Origin of the sequence: Photorhabdus namnaonensis, assembly GCF_001684335.1 — a bacterium.
Lineage (GTDB): Bacteria > Pseudomonadota > Gammaproteobacteria > Enterobacterales > Enterobacteriaceae > Photorhabdus > Photorhabdus namnaonensis.
In genome coordinates, this window is record NZ_LOIC01000042.1 from 1895 (window position 1) to 23224 (window position 21330).

Annotated in this window: 13 protein-coding genes, 1 pseudogene and 1 other annotated feature; of the genes and pseudogenes, 7 read left to right on the forward strand and 7 right to left on the reverse strand. The window is 40.1% G+C overall.

Going from position 1 to position 21330, the window contains the following annotated elements:
• The 4 genes from Phpb_RS27230 to Phpb_RS07880 all read left to right on the forward strand — a co-directional run.
• Positions 1-1775: DUF637 domain-containing protein (locus Phpb_RS27230; protein ID WP_276204260.1), on the forward strand; the 1775-nt coding region annotated here is incomplete at its 5' end.
• Positions 1768-2145: a hypothetical protein gene (locus tag Phpb_RS07870; RefSeq protein ID WP_065389864.1), complete on the forward strand. Its 378-nt coding sequence runs from the start codon at positions 1768-1770 to the stop codon at positions 2143-2145. The genes Phpb_RS27230 and Phpb_RS07870, both read left to right, overlap by 8 nt.
• Positions 2146-2377: 232 nt before the next feature.
• The gene (locus tag Phpb_RS26305; RefSeq protein WP_065389865.1) at positions 2378-2656 is read left to right on the forward strand and encodes a hypothetical protein; all 279 of its coding nucleotides are present in this window, start codon (positions 2378-2380) and stop codon (positions 2654-2656) included.
• Positions 2649-3026, forward strand: a complete 378-nt coding sequence (locus Phpb_RS07880) for a DUF6853 family protein (RefSeq protein ID WP_065389866.1) — start codon at positions 2649-2651, stop codon at positions 3024-3026. Before Phpb_RS26305 ends, Phpb_RS07880 begins: the two co-directional genes overlap by 8 nt.
• A gap of 536 nt (positions 3027-3562) precedes the next feature.
• Here the strand turns inward: Phpb_RS07880 and Phpb_RS07885 are convergent.
• The 7 genes from Phpb_RS07885 to Phpb_RS07915 form a co-directional block, all read right to left on the reverse strand.
• Positions 3563-4711: a C2 family cysteine protease gene (locus Phpb_RS07885; protein WP_240492457.1), complete on the reverse strand. Its 1149-nt coding sequence runs from the start codon at positions 4709-4711 to the stop codon at positions 3563-3565.
• Positions 4712-5030: 319 nt separating this feature from the next.
• Positions 5031-5651 carry an L-threonylcarbamoyladenylate synthase gene (locus Phpb_RS07890; protein ID WP_065389868.1) on the reverse strand — a complete coding sequence of 207 codons (621 nt, stop codon included), beginning with the start codon at positions 5649-5651 and terminating at the stop codon, positions 5031-5033.
• Positions 5652-5678: 27 nt separating this feature from the next.
• Positions 5679-6539 (reverse strand): RNase RNM, encoded by an 861-nt coding sequence (rnm, locus tag Phpb_RS07895; RefSeq protein WP_065389869.1) that lies wholly within the window; start codon positions 6537-6539, stop codon positions 5679-5681.
• 190 nt (positions 6540-6729) lie between these two features.
• Positions 6730-8598 (reverse strand): glycoside hydrolase family 18 protein, encoded by a 1869-nt coding sequence (locus tag Phpb_RS07900; RefSeq protein ID WP_065389870.1) that lies wholly within the window; start codon positions 8596-8598, stop codon positions 6730-6732.
• Positions 8599-8722: 124 nt separating this feature from the next.
• Complete coding sequence (locus tag Phpb_RS07905) at positions 8723-12817, reverse strand: Tc toxin subunit A-related protein (protein ID WP_065389871.1); 4095 nt, start codon at positions 12815-12817, stop codon at positions 8723-8725.
• Positions 12810-16361, reverse strand: coding sequence for a Tc toxin subunit A (locus tag Phpb_RS07910; protein WP_065389872.1), 3552 nt, complete (start codon positions 16359-16361; stop codon positions 12810-12812). Before Phpb_RS07910 ends, Phpb_RS07905 begins: the two co-directional genes overlap by 8 nt.
• 97 nt (positions 16362-16458) lie before the next feature.
• On the reverse strand, positions 16459-18093 hold the full coding sequence (locus Phpb_RS07915; protein WP_065389873.1) for a glycoside hydrolase family 18 protein: 1635 nt from the start codon (positions 18091-18093) through the stop codon (positions 16459-16461).
• 660 nt (positions 18094-18753) lie between these two features.
• Positions 18754-18854, forward strand: a sequence feature (Trp leader region).
• 28 nt (positions 18855-18882) lie between these two features.
• On the opposite strand from Phpb_RS07915, the gene Phpb_RS07920 reads away from it, so the two are divergent.
• The 3 genes and pseudogenes from Phpb_RS07920 to Phpb_RS26680 all read left to right on the forward strand — a co-directional run.
• Positions 18883-20460 carry an anthranilate synthase component 1 gene (locus Phpb_RS07920; protein WP_065389874.1) on the forward strand — a complete coding sequence of 526 codons (1578 nt, stop codon included), beginning with the start codon at positions 18883-18885 and terminating at the stop codon, positions 20458-20460.
• On the forward strand, positions 20460-21038 hold the full coding sequence (locus tag Phpb_RS07925; RefSeq protein ID WP_065389875.1) for a glutamine amidotransferase-related protein: 579 nt from the start codon (positions 20460-20462) through the stop codon (positions 21036-21038). The genes Phpb_RS07920 and Phpb_RS07925 overlap by 1 nt, the downstream gene beginning before the upstream one ends.
• A 13-nt stretch (positions 21039-21051) precedes the next feature.
• Positions 21052-21330, forward strand: a pseudogene (locus Phpb_RS26680) (anthranilate phosphoribosyltransferase); the annotation flags it as partial.

The window sequence follows — 21330 nt, forward strand, 5'->3', positions numbered from 1 at the left end:
CCAAAGGGGTTAGCGCGGATATCAAAGCCAAAAATGGTCAATCGTTACAGAATGCGGTATCAGTATTCGGCAATACGCCGGAAACCGCCTGGCTAAAAGGACTCAATGAACGTCAAGACGTTCAATGGAACTTAGTTAAAGATGCCTATGACAGTTGGGATTATAAAAGCCAGCACCTGAATCCGGTGGTCTCTGCGGTTATCGCGATAGCCGTCGCCGCTGCGACAGCGGGAGCCGGATTAACGGTTTCGGTTGCCGGGTCAGCCGCAAGTACAGCGGGTTCAGCAGCGACGGCAGCGGGCGCTACTGCCAGCACTGCCGCCGCCATAAGCTCAGTCGCTTACGGCGCGACGGCTTCCGGCATGGCCGCACTCGCTTCTCAAGCAGCGGTCGCGTTGGTGGATAACCAAGGTGACTTATCCAAAACCTTAAAAGTGATGGGAAGCAGCGACACCGTTAAATCAACTATCACATCGATGGCGATTGGTGGCGCGCTGGCGGGTTTTGATAACGTCATGGGATGGGATAAAGCCGCCAATGGCGCTCAGATTAACCCGGCAAAAGCGACATTACCTAAACTGAGCAATGGCGACTGGAGCAAAGTGGCTCAACGGATCGCAGGTCAATCCATTATCAGTTCCAGCCTGGGTACAGCCATCAATGGCGGTAGTTTCAAGGACAATTTTACCACCGCATTACTGGCCAATATTGGCAGCCAGATTAACGCCGAAGGAGCCGGATTGATTGGAAATAACGGTCAGGTGTTAGGTTTACCCGGAAAAGCTATCAGCCATGCGGCGGTTTCTGCCCTTGCTGCGGAAATTGGCGGCGGTGATGCCAAAGGGGCTGCTGCCGGGGCATTAGCGGCAGAGCTGGCCGCGATAACATTGGATAAAACATTCAATGATCCAATGAAAATTCAGGCGGGAGGCAAAATCATCGGCAGCGTCGCAGGCGCCATTGCGACCAACAGCGCCAAAGGCGCTAACAGTGGGGCTAATGCCGGAGAAATTGTTATTCTCTTTAACCACCTGAACTCCATGAATGCCTACAATCTGGTCAGAGAGCTACAGGAAGCCAATAAGCAAGGAACGCCTACCGAAGCAATCTGGAACAAATACAACAAACTGAGCGCCGCGCAACGGGCAGAAATGTTATCTCACTGTGCCGGGAATGGCGGGTTATGTACATTGACCTATCAGGCCGAAATGGACGGTGGGATAAAAACGGCAGATGCCATTAGTGGTCTGAGATGGATGTTCGGTCTGTCAGAAGAAGATACCCACCGTATCAGCCAGTTTGTGACGACAGAAAATCAGAACGATTTAGGGCTGTTGTATAACTCGTTGCCTGCCTGGGAAAAAGGTGCACTGATAGCCAAAGAAGCGGTAGAATCTGCTGGTATTGGCGGTGCTATCGGCGGTAAAGCTTCGGTTGCTTCGATTGTTGGGAAGAATAAACAACCTTATCAGCCGAATAAGGGTGCTGTTGGTAATATGGGAGAATTCTTGACTCAACCAGGGTTTGGGAATCAGATTAAAGACGGCACACTTAAAACCAGCAAGCGATATCAGGGGCAGAGTATTTATCAAGCTAAAACCAAAATGGGCGACAATATTAGTAAAGGTGACCAAATATATTTAGATGGGTCACACAAGAATCATTTAGAAGTATTTGATAGTAAAGATAGGTTCAAGTTCGTTCTTAACTTGGATGGTACTATAAACGATGATAAAACTCGTGCAGGAAAGGGAAGGAGGTTGAAAGTTGACTAGAATCAATTCATTGAACGAATTAAAAGAAGCGTTAGTCAGACTGGCTCGAATCTGTAATATTCCCCAACATGAATTATATGATGAAGGAAATGTAGATTACACACTCAATCTGGATGAGGAACTGAATCTCAGTCTCAATCGATTATTGGGTGATTTTTCTTTATTACAAAAAGCACTTGATCAGAAAGATATGATTGCTGTTCAAGCTGCTTTAAATCGAGCACGAGCTAACTCAATGGATCTAAGCAATTTTTTCGGGAATATATGTGAGGATATAGAAATGATCGGCTGGACAGATCGATATGATTGGCCGAAAATCCCCGAAGACTACAAGATCCCAGACCATTATAATTATCCTGAAAAGAAGTAATAACAATCACCCCAGCTAAAAAGCTGGGGTTCAGCTTCTTAACAAGGTGCTGATTTTTAGTCGGTATTTTGTTCCAATAAAAGTTTGCCTCTATGTTAGAACTATCCAAATTTTTCCTCCGAAGAGGCTCTCTTAAGTAACTAATGGCGCTATCGGCAGTAAAGCTTCGGTTGCTTCGATTGTTGGGAAGAATAAACAGCCTTATCAACCGAATAAGGGTGCAGTTGGTAATATGGGAGAGTTTTTTAAACAACCGGGGTTTGGGGGGCAGATTAAAAACAACACACTTAAAACCAGTAAGCGATATCAGGGGCAAAGTATTTATCAAGCTCAGGGTAAACTGGGTGATATAATCAAGAAAGGCGATCAACTGTATTTGGATGGATCGCATAAAAACCACCTTGAGCTTTTTGATAGTAAAAATAATTTTAAAGCAGCCCTTAATTTAGATGGTTCAGTAAATGTGGATAAAACTAAAGCTGGTCAAGGGAGGAAACTTAAAATTGACTGAAATAAACAAGTTAAATGACATAAAAACGATTTTAGTCGAGCTAGCAGCAACTTGCAATATCTCAAAAAATGAGCTTGATAATAATGGCAGCCTTGATTATTCGTTAAATTTGGATGATGAACTGCAAGATGAGCTCAAAAAACTGATATCCATGTTTGCGGTATTGAAAAAAGCCCTTGACCAAAATGATATGATTGCAGTTCAGACAGCATTAGTGATGGCTAGGATATATGCAATGAATTTACGTAATTTTTTTGATGGAATCTTTGAAGATATAGAAATGATCGGCTGGACAGATCGATATGATTGGCCAAAAATCCCCGAAGACTACAAGATCCCAGACCATTATAATTATCCTGAAAAGAAGTAATAACAATCACCCCAGCTAAAAAGCTGGGGTTCAGCTTATTAACAAGGTGCTGATTTTTAGTCGGTATTTTGTTCCAATAAGAGTTTGCCTTTATGTTAGAACTATCCAAATTTTTCCTCCGAAAAGGCTCTCTTAAGTAACTAATGGTGCTATCGGCAGCAAAGCTTCGGTTGCCTCGATTGTTGGGAAGAATAAACAGCCTTATCAACCGAATAAGGGTGCTATTGGTAATATGGGAGAGTTTTTTAAACAACCGGGATTTAGTAATCAGATTAAAAACAGAACACTTAAAACCAGCAAACGATATCATGGGCAGAGTATTTATCAAGCTAAAGTTCCAATAAAAGACCATTCCACTCACTCTTTCAATTATCAAATAATTGATAAAATATAATTTTTTAATAACATAAAAGTGGTCATAAATTATAAATTTAAGACCACCATTTCATTAAGTTTTATTTAAATTGCCATTAATACCAGGCATTAATATTAAATTAGTGAATGACAAGTCAATCCTGGCAAAACCGATATTTTATTCACTCTTGAATTGGAGATGGATTTGCAATACTTTTCAGTGAATCGGGAACGGTTTCACTGAGATACATATCGCTGATTTTTGGTAAATTCTTAACATAGAGATCATATGGCATCCAGAATGATTTCCCCTCATATCGGCTATTCTGGAATATATCATTTTGCACGTCTTCTGGAATATTTTTCCATTCAGCAGATCCGGGGGAATATGGACCTTTGTATTTGACGACATTCCACGGATTATGCAGTCGTACTAACTTAATATCATTCCATTGCTGAGCATCTAATATTAAATAAGCATGACCTGATACCAAATCCGTAGACGAACCCGTTCCTTGATAAGTCACATGATGTTTTACTTTGAAGATATCGATAAATTTTTCATCCCAAATACGATCCTGATTATCCTGATTAATACTGGTGTTCGTAGTCGATTCTATACCAAAATAGATTTCATTACCGCCGCCTAAATTCTCATAGCTTCCATGCAATTTCGCAAACGCTTTTTCAATCAGGTAATACCAAAATTCATTTTTATCTTCCATAGCAGAGAAACTAACGCGTGGCAGATCATCGTCAATCAATAAATAACCCATCTTAGATTGATTGATGATTCTAACGGAATAAACGCCCGTTGCATTATAAACTGGCGGATAAATGGAAGAGAATAACAAATTATGCCCTTCTGGATGGGACGCAATTGCTCCAATGGTGCTAACAAAGCCACAATTGCCAAGATAAAGCTGCCCCATATCGATCATCTCTATCCCTTTAATAAACATGCCAGGAGATTCAATAAAATCTTTAATACGACTATGCTTATCAACCCCCCCACTTTGCCATTGTTCAGGAGGATATGAATCATCCAATAAATAACCATTTTTCTCTGATAATGCTTTAATTAGGGCCAATACCGGATCTTTTGCATATAAAGTGACTCCGTTAAAGTCAAAAGGTTCACAGGTAGCCAGAATATCATTTAATTCGCTTAATTTTATCGCTTTATCAGGATCTCCGATCAATGCTTCTTGCACTGATTTTTCAGCATATGCGTCACGCCCACATGCGGTTAAATCCCTATCTGGTGATTTTGGCCAGGTATGAACATTACTGACATCAACTGGTTGATCGGAGGAATTAACAACTGACATTTTCAATATCCCTTGATTTTATAATGGATGGATAACCTTACGCTGTTATTTATATTAAATAGCCAGCCCAAAGATTTTATACCTAATAATATGATTAAATAATTAGCAAATATACTTACCTTAGGTGCGGTAAATATTTCCTTATCACGTTATTAAAATCAACTTAATTATTAAATAGATGATAATTTTATTTTATTGAATCAGCATTAATAATTCGAAATAACAATAATCATTTCTATTCAATTAAAAAATCAAAAGTATAAAGCCTGCATATAATACACAGGCTCTATATAGATTCTGAAAATAATTACTGCGTGGCTTATAAGAATGGCGTGATATTGCCAGCCCCTTCCCGTATTATCACTGGCGTATCCTCAGTTAAATCAATCACGGTTGTAGGCTGTTGCCCTAAATAACCGCCGTGAATAATCAGATCAACCAATTTTCCCAAATTATCTTTAATTTCTTCAGGATCAGATTCAGCAAAATCATTGCCCGGCAAAATCAGGCTAGTGGACATCAATGGTTCACCCACTTGTTCAAGCAGCACCAAAGCAATTGGATTGGATGGAACACGTAACCCGATGGTTTTCCGCTTATCATTCATCAAACGACGAGGTACTTCTTTCGTCGCACGCAAAATAAACGTGTAATTACCCGGCGTATTATTCTTAATCAGACGAAAAGCGGAATTATCGACATAAGCATAGGTCGATATTTCTGACAAATCCCGGCACATTAAGGTGAAATTATGATGACTATCTAACTGACGGATACGGCATATCCGAGTCATCGAATCTTTATCTTCCAGATGGCAACCAATCGCATAACCGGAATCTGTTGGATAAACAACTACCCCACCCTTTTTAAGCACATCCACACTTTGCCCTATTAAACGCGGCTGCGGATTATCAGGATGAATATAAAAAAACTGGCTCATAAATTACCTCTTAATTTTATGCAGCCCCTACAGTGACCAGTTACGCCATATTGGTACCACATCACCGGGCAACCACAATTTACGCCCTAACTCTATCCATGAACAAGGCTGGTGAAAATCAGAACCTAACGAAGCCATCAAATCATATTCCCGCGACAATTGACCAAGATATTGCCGCTCGTTAGGCGCCTGCTGGCACTGTGCAACTTCCATTGCATCACCACCATGTTGTTTAAACCAGACAATCAAACGCTTCAACCATTTGGTCGATAAATCATATCGTCCCGGATGAGCAATGACTGCTTGACCACCTGATTGATGAATGGCATCAATAGCTTGTTCAATTGTACACCATTGAGGTGGAACGTATCCGATTTTTCCTTTTGCCAGATACTTTTTAAATACTTTCGCCATTGTTGGCTCTTTGCCTATTTCAATTAAATAACGGGCAAAATGGCCTCGCGTCACTTGTCCACCCTTCGCTAACCGATTCGCCCCTGCCCAAGCATCGGAAATACCTACCTTTGCCAATTTTCGGCCTATCTCAATTCCTCTCTCTTTTCTGAGTTCAGCTTGTTTAGCGAGTAATGTAACCATTGCGTTTGATTGAATATCAATGTTTAAACCAACAATGTGAATCTCCATATTTTGCCACAGGGTAGATATCTCAACGCCTGATATCAGTTTTAATGGCAAGTTGTGCCGACTGATATGTTCATTAGCAGGCAAAATAGCATCCGTTGTATCATGATCCGTCACAGCCAATACATTAACGCCCATTGCCACTGCCCGTTCAACCAACTCTGATGGTGAAAGTAAACCATCCGATGCAGTCGTATGACTATGCAGATCATAAATTGTCACCCATTCAGTCGTTGAATTTGTCATTATTCCGTTCTCTAATTAAACAGCTAGGTATAGCTTAGCGATAAACGGTGACATTTTACAGAATAGAGCCCTATTCAGCCCTAAAATATCGGGCTGAATAGAGTAATTTTAAGAATGAAGAAATTCACGGATGAGAAACACAATATCCCTTTTTACTGACAGAGAAGAATTAATCAGCGTTTTCCTTCATCTAGCCAATCGATTTCAAATAATAGGGCTTACCCGGATTATAGAGTGGCCCCATGTCGATGGTCTCATCATTAGATTTAGCGACATAACCCATTCCTTCTCTGGCCGCGTTCGCCAATAAACCACAATCCTGATCGCCTGACCAAGAAAATATACCGCCCAGTTTATTCTTAGCGACATACTCCGCTTTCTGTTTCACCGTGCGTGGTGTATCTAATGAGATAAAGTGTCCCTCTGTTTCACTAAACAAGAAATCGGCATCAGCATTGGTATCCGTCATTAACACAAAGCCATTTTTCCCGGTAGCAAGAGTATGTTCGCTATCCAGATAATTATTAACAATATCAAAGAATTCAGGTGAACCTTTTTCCATTGTTCCTAATGCATCGCCAGTTTTATTATATTCACGAGTTTCAAGCTTTGCTCCTTTGCCTGCACGACCATAGTTAGCATAACCTAAATGAATTTTCTCCAAAGGTATGCCAAGATCCTGATGTAAATAATTGATAGCAACTTCCGCGGATAAATCAGACGCACCTGATGGATCAGGGTCTTTTGGCGAATAGAGATTAGTATGATGGCCGATATAAGGCGCCCACCCGGTACCAAAATAGTCGTAACTCATTAAATAAATGTTATCCAAACCATTCTTGATTAATTCGGCAATATTGGATGTCTCTAATTTCGTTTTTACACCACTACAAGCAATGGAGATCTCTTTTCTATCCCCTCGCCCAAATCGGCTATCCAAAGATTCACGTAATTCTTTAATCAACAGAGCGTAATGTTCTCCATCTTTCGGATCGTAAACATTGCCATCCTCACCCGGGCTTCCGGGATATTCCCAGTCAATATCGACACAACTGAACATAGGAAAGCGCTCAAAAAAATCAACAATACTGTCAACAAAAACGCCACGTTTTGTTTCATCAGCCGCCATCACGGAGAAATAACCGGACATACTCCAGCCACCAATACTAAAAGCCAGTTCAAGTTTATGACCCGCTAAACGCGCCGTTTTTTGTAATTCGCGTAATCCGCCTAATAAACCGGACGCTTTCTTTTGTTGATAGAAAGGCAGAAATGTTCCTGCATTAATATTAGTATTAGCACTTTCCTGAGGTAATCCCACATTACGGGCAGTCCCTAAATCACCATAAGGATCAAGCGGAACAATATGGCCTTCGGTAATTTTGATTTCACTCTGGCTATTCCAGCCATCGGCAACTTCTTTAATCTTATCCCCTTTTACACCCGTATCACCGTAAATACCCAAGAAGCTGAATATTAATTTATCATAGGCAGCCACATTGATAGTGCTTAAATCAAATCCTCTTCCCCGATCACCCGCTTCTTCATCCTTACCATCTAAGCGCGCATCATATTGGCACCAATCAGTAATATAAGCAGAAAGTTTCGGTCTGGATTTATCGCTTTCATATTCATTAAACATCGGCCGACAAACACGTGTCGCAGTATAAGAAAGACTGCCCGCTGAACCATCAGGTTTAAAATTAACATCCGGTCTTTGATAGGTTTGTTCTGTAATATCATCCGGTTGTAAAACCGGTGAAGGAATATCTTCGGTCGGATCAACACGCCCATCAGTAGGATTTCCGTGCTCTTTTATCTCTTCCTCTGTCGCCTGACGAATATATTTCCAAGCGTTGTGCGGTGTTCCCTCTTTAGCCGCAGGATCAGGAATATGCCAGCGCTCAACCCAATAGGTATTGGTATAAACACCACTATTAAAAATAACATTATAAACTTGGCCGCCTGCCTGATTTTTCCATGCGGTTAATGGTTCACCAATAATATCACTTATGTCGGACATGGATTTCGATGAGGTATAAGTATATTTGTTTACCATTTATAAACTCCAATGAAATTTATATTTAGCCTCCACACGGATAGAAGAGGCTAATTTGAATGTTAATGATAACGAGTAAGAACTTTAAATTCAGATGACTGATTTACTTAATTCTTAATTCCCGTTATGCCAAATCTGGGTGTTCCTTGTTCAATAATGCTTTAACAGCCGTGCCAAATGATGCAGATCCCTCTTGCGCGGTATATCGAATATGAAGAATCACATCAGTCAGACTTTCCAAGTCCTGCGATGTATTGGTAAATTGGAAATTCCAACTCGAGCCTACCCCCACTCCCTCAAAAGGTAGGAAACGTTCATCATCGAAATTAAGCGTAAACATTCCGCTGTCATTAATCCCTGTAGATAAAGCGATTTGTTGATTTGGTTGGATGCTACGAACGGTATAAGGCGTTTCCGCACGCGTTCCCTCTTTCAACATTTTTTCAACGGTTTTAAGATCCGCTTTTGTCGTATAACTACTCACACCCGATAAACTTAATTTGGCGCAGATATCTTCATAAGGGCCAATTAACATCGGCAACGTCACCGAAACAGATTTAATCCGCCGATTAAATAAACCCGGATAATCCGTACCAAATTGTTTCAACTCATCCAAATTAAAGGTAATTGCATTATGCGCTTTTAAAGTTCTGAGATTATCTTCCCAAGACTCATCCAGTAAAGATTTAAGCGAAATCGTTTTAATAATTTCCAATTTACGTGAATTTTGCTCAACATAAGTGCGTTCCATACGTTGCAACGCCAATTTCAGATTTTCACCGACTAACAACCCTTGATAAAGATCATTCCAACTCGCACCATCAATAAAATTCTGCTCGCCTAACCCAAGCTCATATTGTAAAGAGGATTGTGCGGATAAACACAACGAAGAAACAGCGTCATAAGCCTGCAAATAGAGACTTGAGATCTGGCTAATCATCCAAGTATATAAACTTTCATTAGTAAAACGGCTGGAGAAATAAGCCAACAGCGCCTGAGATTGTTGTTGTTGCGCTTCAACTTGCGCCAAACGCTTACGTGCGGCTCCGACCTGCAACTGCTGAATATTAATTTGCTGATCAATAGACTTTACTTCCCATTCAGCTTGTTTATATTGCAGTTCCCATTCCTGTCGGCGGCGGCGATAAGATTCAGAAACACTGAGACTATCAGCTTTAGTACTATCGGACTGATGTTTCAACGTCGCTATTTCAGCAACCGCATTTAAAGCCGCCCCCCAATGTGACCCCCCAACGGCTAATCCATAAATATTGGGCACCAAATCCAGTGCCGCCGCAGCCGTTCTTGATACTTGTGAAGCTAACAGAGCGGAAGACGCCTGAGCCTGTAATTCAATAACCTGCTGTTCCGTTGACGAAATATTTTCATCATAAAGACTTTTATAATGTTCGTACCGATCCTGAGCAGATTGTTTGCTCACCTGCAATGCATCAAGACTGGCCTGATTAATATTGATATCTTGTTGCTGGAGGTCAACCGCAAAACGGTAGAGATCATTATTCTGAACCATCTGGAATGATTCAAAACTCAAATTATCTTTCCGTTCCAACAAACTTAACAATGTGCTACCAAATTGTATCAACGTATCGACACCCGATTTCGCCCGCGCCAACATCGGTTCAAAACGATAATTGGGTACTCTGAAATTCATTCTGCTGGCATTTCTGGCAGCAACCACTCGCTGATAACGCTGATTCATTAATCCACGAGGAGAAATTTTCGAATCATAAAGATCCATCGAAATTTCTTTACCATCCAGCGTTAAATTATGCCGTAAATTGTAAATCCGGTTTTCTATTCTATCCCACAGGGCCGTTAACTCTTCATTAATCGGTTTCATGAAGAGATCATTATCCAGCGCACGAATAGTTCTATCATGAACCACCGGGGCATAAGGCAAGGGATAACTTATCATCTCCAATGCTCGTACCGCGCTATTCTTCTTATATGATGCATCCTCAAGGGTTATTGGCTGCCAGGAACTGGCTAATTGGAGATCAGGACGCGCACCTAATAATGAACTTGCCGTTGCATAGCTCAGACGTGCCACCGTTCTGGCCGTTGGCTGTAGCTTGCGATATTCCATATCACCCTGATCGATAATATTCTTAACGTAGAAGTTAAAAATCGCTTTACGATAATGAATAGGTTCACTGGCAGAAATTGCATCAGGATCAGCCGGTTCTACCAGACTACGTAACCTCTTTGGCTCGTCAATTATCGGGCGACTATTCCAATAACGTGGCTTATCTTGTTCCAGCGCCGGTTCGTCATTACTTTCAAAAGGATTAAAAATAAACTTAGTCCAACGACTGGCTTCCTCATAACGCTGTTCCACATTAAACCGCCAGGCCACCATAAATGGCATATGGAAGAATAATTCCCAAAAATAAATACCATTTGCCCCTTTAAGATCGATAGGTTTTGAAACATTACCGGTAATCGGTTCTTCATGAATATTTTGCGTTTCCCAACTGAGAACTTTGTCCAGTTTTTGACTCGCCTTACTAATTAATTCTTTTGCAAACAGGGTGTTTAAGCGAATTGCCTTATCAGAATACCAACTTTCTAATGGTTCCTCTGGTTGCTCTTCTTTTGGAAATTGCAAATATTGGGTTTGTTTAGTCTGTTTAATTTGAACCTTATCGCGAAGCAATTTACCCACACTAAGTTTAGTCCTAATTTTACCTGCAACATCTCCAGTTTCTGACGGCAAACTAAAACCCGTGACAACCGTCACATCATTTCTATCACAACGGTTTAATGTCACACTCAGCTTTGGATCATAATCTTCTGGAGTCAGTATCTTATAATTCAACCAACAGCGTTCACCCTGACTATCTTCCAACCAAATACAATAAAGGATATTTTTGCTTCTGCTAAAATCATATTTATACGTTGAAGTGGACGTAAGATACATATTCAATGTCCCGTCAACATAAGTCGCGTCCAGCTTGAAATCGTCTATTTTACCCAGTTGTCCTTCAAATGTGGGTGGTTCGGCTATCGGCCATTTCATATTATTATTAACGGGATAAAGCACCAATTGCTTATATTCATCCGGCCCGCCATTTGAAGGTTCCCGGAAATAGAACCAGACTAAAGCCGCGCCATATGCGTCCAAATCGGATAGCGTTGAAGTGGATTTAGGTAAATCCGTCGCTGCCATCAATAGATTGTCACAAACATAGGTGAAAACTTCATCATAATCATAAGGCCCGGTCTTCTCATCTATACCTTTCAAACGTACAAATGCGACCAACGCTAAACGTTCAACATCTCCGGTACGATCGAGAACCGCAATTAACTCTTTCATAGAATGATCAAGTAAATCTTCACGAACTGTCGTGCCGGTACTCCAGGTACCATCAAACGCTAAATGCGCTAAATTAAGTTTGGTACGATATTTAATACTATTATCTTTATCTTGTTTTTCTTCAGAAACTTCAAACCAACTAATATATAATCGGTTATTCAGGATAATTGGACGAATAATACCGTTATACGCATTTTCTAAAGGAACATTAATCAGCTTCCACTCACTCCAGGCGGTAGGATAGAGTTCATCAGTCTGATTATTACGCTGTTTGGCATCTAAAGTTCGCCAAAAATAACGGTAAGGTTGAGTTCGTGTTTTAGCAATGAAATAGATCTTATCATCGGCAATATCAACACCATCTTCGTAACCGGCAATCACCTCTAAATTACTGACCTCTTCGAAGTTATTTAAATATCCCAATATCGCTTTCTGAGCAACATCATCGGTAAGCTTACCTTGATTAAGCGCGCTTTCAAGTTGAAAGAAAAATTCTGTTTTGGTTAAACGTAATGTGGGATCAACATAGACTTCCGGGTAAATAGCCAGTTGTTGATTTGCCGCCCAATAACCATAACGATTAGCAAACTCCTGCCAATTATCCGCATCTTCCTGAGTCATCGATAAACCTGACTCTAAGTTCAAAACAATACGGTTAATATATTGTTGTACAGACTGAGTAACATGTGCGACACGAGCTGTTTTTACTTTAGAAGAAACCTGCGTGTCTAATAATAGAAAATCATATAAATCATCCACATTTTGAATTCTTTCACGCAAGGATTGAAAAGCGGTATCATGCGGAACGATCTGACCAAGATAATAATCAACTAACGCATCACGCAAATTTTCCTGTAATTTTGCTTCAATTAAATTAGACATTCTCATCATCTCCTTGCGCTTTTAATGCAGCCATTACCGCTTCCCCGATACTTTGGAAAGCTTCAAAATCTGAATTAACGTCAAGTGCGCCAGCACCTAATAAAGGCTCAACGGACAAATTGGTTTTCACAGAAAATTGTTGCAATCGTCGTATCCAATCTATTTGAGATAAGGTCATTGCACGTTCTTTATCTAATCCTCCTTTTTTGCAAGCAAGAGAAATTTCATCAGGGTCCCAATCTAAAATCTCAGCCAGTAATTGCGCACATTTATAATTATCATTATCCTCTTCTCTTGTCTCCGGTGAAGTTTCACTGTTAGCAAAAGTAAAATATTCTTGAATTTTATCTTCATTTTGTTTCGCATTTTCCAGTAAATCCTGATAGCGATTCAACAGGAAAATTTCATCTAATGATAATGATATTTCCGTTGTTTCATCCATGCTTAATCCCAGCCATTTAGGATTCGTCAGACGCAATAACAACAGATTATTACTTATGCTCAATGCATTAATTAATTGAGTATAAACTAACAGACTATAGGTCAAGTCCAGAAACTCTTTCTTAATATCTTCAACTTTTTCTGGCGTATTATCTAATACCAGTTTCAGTACTGAATAGACACCACTTCCTAACCAACGCAGTTGTAGTGGAACAATATCTCTTGATACCCCATATTCACCCGCGATAGCGCTAGATAATAGACTTTCTTGTGCGGTCTTGGCTTGCAATATGATCTGCACGACGATATTAATTTGATTATTATCTGGATTTATCTTCTTATCATTTAAAATATCTTCAATCTTTTTCCGCAAAGATTCTTCATCTGTTTTTCCCCATACCAATGGAATATCTTTGATTAAACCATTATCCTTATCAAAAACGCCATTTTCATCTGATAGAATGCTCCACCAATCAATATCATTGATTTCTTGCCGATTAAAATCAGACTGTTGTAAACGCACATTATCAGTCAAACCATCGGAAATTCCCTTATAAAAGGTTAACATGCCACTTGTTGGCACCACGGGAAGCTGAGTTTTACCTAATAATAAGGAAAATTTGATCGGTGTCAGCTTTGTTTTAGCCAACCAAGCAGTCAAAACCTCCATTTGAGCAATAACACTGAGAATATCATCTTTCTGCTCATCTTTTTCTTTAAAGACTGGAATATTCGCCAAATATCCCTCTTCACCTGTCAAAATACCGGCTAGAATTAATCCATCCTCCGCAGAAAAACCAAATAATCGCGGAATAGTCACCAGGCAATAAAGTCTGGACACGACATCAAGATTACGCACCAATTTGCCAGAAGAGAGCTTCAACGCCTTCTCAACGATAGGTGCAATCACTTGAAACGTGGATAAAGAAATAGCTAACCCTGCACACAATTGTTTAACTGTTTTCGCGCCCTCTCCTTGATTTTCTGCATAGCTAAACTCTTTCCCATCCAGCATTAAAGGCTGGTCAAAAAGTTTAGACTGATTAAACAGTTGATCAAAAAATGGAATATTATTGCTGATAGCAAATGGCGTAATTTGATATATCCATCCAGCAAACATCTCCGGTAATACTTTATATTGTGTTGATAAATGGCGGAATAAACCTAATGCTCTTAATGTATTATTGGAAATAGTCAGATCTGCATTATTGGGTTCAGCTTTTATTGCTGAAATTATTAATAAATCAAGCTGATGATAAGGTAGCTCTAACCAACGCTGTAAACGAATAAAACGATTCATTCGATCATAACGAAAATCAGAAACTGCATCTATTTCTCGTCCAGAGTCCGTTCTCACAATGCTTAATGCGTCTAATTGCCCCGCATTGATATAAACACCACCATAGTGATAAGGTGCTGGAAAGTGTTCTGACGTTTGCCCACTATCGAAAATAGGGTTAGAGAATAACACATTAGACGAAACTAAAGGCCGGAAATCACCACTACTAAACAAATGTTCGAGATCTGTCACTTTCGATCCTGTTTGTTGACCAAAAGATAGAACCTCTTTTAATTTCACACTGTCATCCGCGGAAAGGCCGTAATTATCCTGGAAGAATTGTTCAGCTTCCGGCAATAACTCTGCTTGTGCAGTGCCTTGTTTAGCAATCGCGAAGCGGTAAGTCATGGTCAGGAAGTTAATACCTTCAATATTTACCGAGGAATTATTTGTGTTTTCTTTGGGTACCGCAGCATAAACTGTCATTGCGCCAAAGAAAGGACCATTATCTAAATTACCAATTTCACTATTATCGCTTTCTACATACGTTAACTTTAGTTGCCGACTAAATGGCGATGAATTATTAAATGGTTCCATCCTCGCTTTTACACGATTATAGGTCAGAACATTTTCACCACGAAGTTTAACTTTGATCGTCTCTTTCGCTTTATTTTCGCAAGTAATAACAATCTCGTCATAAGCTTTATCAATATTATCACTCAACCATGTCGGACCAGTGACATTATCATCAGCGAGAATAATATAAGCATGTTTTGAAATATCACGCTCAGGCAATACTTCTGTTGTACTGGTGCTGAAATAACTCTCAATAAGTTGTTCACGTGATAAAAGGTTTTGTGCAAATGGGCTTTTTTCTGTCAGTAAAGTCATTTGCTCCTTACTCAATTGAGTATAAGCAAGCAAAGCCTGATCACGCTTTTCAGTTAAGATATGCCAGGGAAATTGCTGATCCACTTGCTGAATAATCGTGCCTAATTCCGTCTCTTCTTCGGCTAAGCCTTTATTTATCTGTTGGGAAGGTAAACTATAAGGTAGTGTAAATGGAAAACGAGTCTCTCCCAAAACCTGATTAACCGGTTTATCCGCATGGCCCGTCTGATCAATATATTCCCTGGCACTTTCCGACAAAACATCATTCACAATAGAGATTGCTGTAATCTCTTTGTAAAGATTATCACTATTAAGTAATAAGTCAGGAATATCAGCACGCCTTTGCTCCAATCCCACAGCACTATTGGAACCATCCAACTCGATTTGTTGTACAAATTTATAAAGATCAAGCAGGTAATTTACCGGACTATCAAGGGCCTCAATAGCGTCTGGCTGACAGAAATCATCCCAAGGCTCAGGAAATAAATTACTATAATCAGGCAATTTTTCTTTTTCGTCGGTATTGTCACCACTATAAAAAGAATATCTTGCCTGATAACTCGCTTTTGTTAATGATGCGCCATCGTAATCTCTCAATTGTCTTTGCCGATAACTTTGTACCAATTGATTAGCCGCACTCACTGCTTTATCAAAGATTACCTCGGCATGACCTGATAAAGATTCGTTATGACGTTTAATAAATCGCTGTTTTGATACTTCAATAATATCAAAAATTGAGTGATAACCCAGACGTTGGAGTGTATTGAGTAGCGTGACAGTAGAATTGTCTTCCTTCTGTTCTGAGTTCGCCAGCATATAACGTGTCGGTAATATTGGCGCTGCTGATGATTTTATCTCTGCCACCGCTGCTAATAATGGCGATACTTTTGTTATATCCTGTTTTTCACGAGAAATGCTTTTATATTTGTCCATCGTATTATTCCCAACCTAATTAATCGGAAACACCTGAATAGCACAGTTATAGAGACTATAACCACTTTAAATAGTGAGATTTTTTTAAAGTATAAATTCAATTTAATTTACATGCTTCACACTGTTTCTCTTTCGGTTTATCGTAAGAAGGAAGATCACCTTCAAAATAGAACGGGTCCATTTTGATAACTTCTTTAATTGCTTTACGGCCCAATCCTTCATGAGCAGCATTTGTTAACAAGCCATTATCCTGATCGCCGGTCCAAATAAATAAACCACCAAGTCCTTTTTCTTTAACATAGCGGCCTTTTTCTCTGACTGAACGTGGCGTATCTAATGACATAAATACTTTGAGCTCTTTATTGTAAAGATAATCAGCCTTCGCTATTGGATCATGGAAAACCGTATAGCCATTACGACCTATTTGATTTTCATAATCAACATAATTATAGATAATATCTGTCCATTCAATTACGCTGTATTCGAAACCTCCTACTGTGGATGTTCCGTCAGTATATTTCCCAACGAGTTGCTCATTATTCTTACTCTCTAACTCCGCAGTTCTGGCATTACGAGTATAACCAGAATAACCGATATAGATAAATTTCTTATTAATACCTAAAGAAATAAGATAGTTAACTGCATCATCGACTGAATATTTAGAATACTGATCATCCTTATTGCGATGAAGATTGGTATGATGAGAAAGCTTTCCGTCACCCAATGTGAAGAAATCATAAGTCATTAAGTTGATTTCATTGACACCGGCGGCGATCAATTGTGGAATATTCGCTGCTTTTATTTTTTCTATATCGGCGGGAGCAGCAATACTAATTCCTTTTAAATTACTGATATTTGCATTTTTTAAATCCTTAATAAGCTCAGCAAAATACTTATAATCATCTTCATCAAATTGATTATTTTCCCCCGCAGAACCAGGATATTCCCAGTCAAGATCAATGTGGGTTAGCATGGGGAATCTGGTGTATAAATCTTTGACCCCTTCAACAAACCGTTGGCGCAGTTTCTCATCACGACAAACTTTATAAAAAGCACCACTCATTGACCAACCGCCAACACTGACAGAAATTTCCAGATCTGGATTTTCCTCCTTGAGTAAACGTAAACCTCCTAATACCCCCTGGGCTTTATCCTGCTGATATAAGTCTACAGGATTGCCTGCCCACTGAGTAAAACCACAATTAAGGTAGGCTGCAACATCTGCCCAAGGATCAATTGGAATCGGTTTGCCTTCGTGATTCTCTAAAATATCTTGTTCAGCATCCCCCATTTGCCATCCATCTTTACCCGCCGCAGCAATGATGGTTGCTCTCTTATCCCCGGCATCTCCAATAATACCTGCAAAACTAAAGATGATTCTCTTAAACGGTTTTCCTTTTTCTTTATCGCCCTTAAAACGCATTAAATCAGCACTTCTGCCACCATACTTTTTAAAATCATCTTCCGTTGCTGTGTCAACCAAACGCGCATCATAGATTGACCAATCAGATAAATAGCAGAAAACGCCAAAATCATCTTTCTCCTCGTAAGTATTAAAAACCGTTTTAGCAAGTCTTGTCGGTGTATATGATAATACGCCATCGGTTGTTTTAGGATCAAAACCATTTAACCGATAAGTTTTTTGCGCCGCGCCCTCTTCTGAATCCTTAACTTTATGTGGATCAGTTTCATACACCAATTGGCTATCTGCTTTTGGTTCATTTTCACTCATATCTCACTCCATTAGCGATACAATTGTTTAAACATCAGAGAGTTAAATCATGGCAGCCAATGCCAGAATTAAGTAGAGTCCTATAAGTATTCAGATTAGCCAAGAATACCTATAACGTATTGAATACAAAGAATTACATAGCTTTAACTTATAAAGATTTAAATTCTAAATAACACGATATGTTAGAGCCCTGAATATTACTTCTTACAGTAATATTAGCTAAACCTCTTTTTTTCATATACAGATATAAAAATTAACAGTCTCTTTTTTCCTTCGGCCTATTGACTCAGATAAAATCCAGCCAATTCTGCGTGTTAGTCAAAATCTGTTATCGTTAATATTCTTTTTTAATAAAACATGATTTATATATTTAACATTACTAAATATATATTATGACTATATTATAAAATGATAATATGCATTATTTGTGACAGTGAAGTAATAGTTTTATTAAAATTAAGAATCCTATAATTATTTTATTTCTAACTATTTTTTGTTACACCGTAACGAATGTGCGTACCAATTAACCTTTGCAAAAAATACTTGACACATAAATTCCGATCCAGTTTACTAGTACAAGAGTGAGAAAGATATTGTCTTGTATACCATCTATTTATTAATACTAAAGAGGCACTGAAAATGGCTGCATGTATGACGTCTATCCGTTGGTGGCATAACTTCCCAGTAAGGGCGGTATGGTCACGCACATAAATCAACAGTGCCAAATTACCAAAACCCGCCTAAACAGCGGGTTTTTTTATATACGTAACTTATTAACAGGACGAGAAAATGACGGATAAACAACCAAAAATCACAGTAATCGAGCAGGAAACCGCTTATCAACCCGATCCTACTCTGCTATTCAACCAACTCTGCGGTGAACGACCAGCAACTTTATTGCTGGAATCTGCGGAAATTAACAGCAAAAAAAATTTAAAAAGTCTGTTGATTATCGATAGCGCCTTACGTATCAGCGCCAACGGCAATCAGGTTACTTTTGACGCGTTGACCGAAAATGGTCGGAATTTATTACCCATTTTGGCCAATAAATTGGCCAGCAATGTCCAATCTGAAATGACAAATAATGCTCTTCAAGTTACCTTCCCGCCAATCAATCACAATATAGATGAAGATAATCGTCTGAAAGCGATATCCGTATTTGATGCACTGCGCGCCCTGCTTTCTCTGGAGGAAGAGCCATCACACAATTCATTTCCACACAACATAGACGCAATATTTGTCGGCGGTCTTTTTTCCTATGATCTGGTGGCCGGATTTGAGCCATTACCAACCGTAAAAACCGTTCAACGCTGTCCTGATTTCTGTTTTTATCTCGCAGAAACGTTATTAGTGATCGACCATCAGAATAAAAATGCACGTTTGCAAATCTCCCTTTTCAGTGATTCTCAAGCAGAAAAGCAACGCCTTAAGCAACGATTGAAAACATTAGCGGCGCTCATTACCGAACCTATTGAGCCGGTAAAGCAAATCTCTCTGCCAACCATGAAAGTTTCATACAATCGGGATGATAAAGCCTATGCAGAAATGGTGGCACAGTTGCAGCAATATATCCGTCAGGGAGATATTTTTCAGGTGGTGCCATCAAGACGCTTCTTTCTGCCCTGCCCGGCGCCGCTTCATGCTTATCAAAAGCTTAAGTACCGCAATCCAAGTCCCTATATGTTTTTCATGCAGGACAAAGATTTCTGTCTGTTTGGCGCTTCTCCTGAAAGCGCACTTAAATATGATGCATCCAATCGCCAGATTGAAATTTACCCGATCGCCGGCACTCGCCCCCGTGGGCGCAATGCGGCCGGAGAGCTGGATGCCGATCTGGACAGCCGGACCGAGCTGGAGATGCGAACAGATCATAAAGAATTAGCCGAACACCTGATGCTGGTCGACTTGGCCCGTAATGACCTGGCTCGCATTTGTGAACCAGGCAGCCGTTATGTCGCAGATCTGACAAAAGTTGATCGCTACTCCTTTGTTATGCATCTGGTTTCCCGCGTAGTGGGAACATTACGCCATGATTTGGATATCTTTCATGCTTATCAAGCTTGTATGAATATGGGTACCCTTACTGGTGCGCCGAAGGTACGCGCAATGCAACTTATCGCTCACTATGAAAATGAACGCCGGGGCAGCTATGGTGGTGCTGTCGGTTATTTCACCGGCAAAGGAGATATGGATAATTGCATCGTTATTCGCTCTGCCTACGTGGAAGATGGCATAGCGACTGTTCAAGTTGGCGCCGGTATCGTGCTAGATTCCGAACCTTTAGCAGAATCCGAAGAGACTCGTAACAAAGCAAAAGCAGTCATTCGCGCAATTATTGAAGCTCATCAAGCAGAGGAGATTTTCTAATGGCAAATATTCTGCTACTCGACAACGTGGATTCATTCACCTATAACCTGGTCGATCAATTACGTAATCATGGTCATCAGGTGGTTATCTATCGCAATACTGTTGCAACTGAAATGATTATGCAGCAATTAAGCATGCTCTCTTCACCGTTATTAATGCTTTCACCGGGACCGGGTAAACCCTCTGACGCCGGTTGTATGCCTCAATTACTCCAACAAATCATCGGCAAAATCCCAGTAATCGGCATCTGCCTTGGGCATCAAGCCATTATTGAAGCCTATGGTGGAGAAATTTCCACCGCTGATGAAATCCTACACGGCAAAGCTTCTCTGGCAGAACACGATAATCAAGCTATGTTCGCTAATTTGACCAATCCTCTACCGGTTGCCCGTTATCACTCTCTCGCGGGTAACAAAATTCCATCCGAACTAACTATTTCTGCCCGTTGTGGTGATACTGTTATGGCGGTTCGCCACAATACACATAAGGTTTGTGGATTTCAATTCCACCCAGAATCAATTCTCACAACTCAGGGCGCTAAATTACTTGAACAAACTCTGGTCTGGGCACTAAATTAAAGGGGAGATGAAAATGCAGGCTATTTTCAACAAATTGTTTAATGCGCAGACACTGACGCAACAAGAAAGCCAGCAACTATTTGCAGCCATTATTCAAGGAGAATTAAGTGAATCACAACTCGCTGCTGTACTTATCAGCATGAAATTACGCGGTGAACAACCTCAGGAGATCGCCGGCGCAGCCCAAGCATTACTGGCAAATGCCCTGCCATTTCCACGGCCGGATTACACTTTCTGCGATATCGTCGGAACAGGCGGTGATGGCGCGAACAGCATCAATATTTCAACCGCC